Origin of the sequence: Pararhodospirillum oryzae, assembly GCF_007992075.1 — a bacterium.
GTDB lineage: Bacteria > Pseudomonadota > Alphaproteobacteria > Rhodospirillales > Rhodospirillaceae > Pararhodospirillum > Pararhodospirillum oryzae.
Window position 1 is genome coordinate 1 of sequence record NZ_BJZO01000190.1, and the last position, 982, is coordinate 982.

The 982-nt window shown below is 66.7% G+C and carries 1 protein-coding gene; it reads right to left on the reverse strand.

Features of this window, described 5'->3' with window-relative positions; translation table 11 throughout:
- Window positions 1-967 (reverse strand): IS630 family transposase gene (locus ROR02_RS17330; protein WP_246135606.1). Its coding sequence is split into 2 segments (ribosomal slippage), with 968 coding nucleotides annotated over them: window positions 1-487 and window positions 487-967; the frame shifts between segments, so codons are not numbered across the junction. This gene is flagged as partial in the annotation.
- Window positions 968-982 lie beyond the last annotated feature (15 nt).

Consider the following 982-nt stretch of genomic DNA (forward strand, 5'->3'; position numbering starts at 1 on the left):
ACGATGTCCTCGTAAGTGTCGTAGAGGCGGTTGGCGAGTTTGTTCTTTCGCAGGTACTCCCAGATGTTCTCGACCGGGTTGAGTTCGGGGCTGTAGGGCGGCAGTTCGATCAACGTGGTGTTTTCAGGGACGATGAGATCATCGCTGCCATGCCAGCCTGCTCCGTCGAGCACGACGACGGCATGGGCGTCCTTGGCGACATGCCGGGAGATTTCGGCCAGGTGCTTGGTCATGGCCTCGGTGTCGGCGCGTGGCATGACGAGGGCGGCACCGAGGCCCCGGGCCGGGCAGACGGCGCCGAAGATGTAGGCCGACTGGTAGCGCGTGTCGCGCACGGCGCGGGGGCGCGAGCCGCGCCGAGCCCAAAGGCGCGTCAGGGTCCCTTTTTGGCCGACCCGCGCCTCATCCTGGAACCAGACCTCAATCCGTTTGCCCCTGGCGCTGGCCGGGAGCGCCGCGGCGACCCTGTCGGCGAAGTTTTTTTGAATGCCTCCTGGGCACCTTCGTCCGTTTTCGGATGGCGCGGGCGCACCGACAGACGGGTGAACCCGCGTTGGCGCAAGATCCGTCCCACATGACGCTCGGACAGCTCCACCTTGAACTCCTTGGCGATGACGGCCTGCAAATCCACGCGACGCCAGCGCACAACGCCATGTTCGGCGATATCGGGGCCGGCCTCGACAAGCGCGTCAAGGTGTTTGAGATGTGCTTCCTTCAGCCGAGGCGGGCGCCCCGGGCGCGGACGATCCGTGAGCCCGGCGACCCCCTCTTCGTTGTAGCGATGCACCCAATCGCGCAGGGTCTGGCGGGTCATCCCGCCCGCCTCGGCGGCGTGCGTTCGCGACGCTCCCTCAATCACCAGAGCGATCGCCAACAGCCGGCGCGCTTGCGCCACATCGCCCACCCGGCACGCCCGAGCCCGCAGGTCAGCCGCCGACAGATCCGTACGTGTGATGGCCACTGGCATGTCTCGATTCTCCCC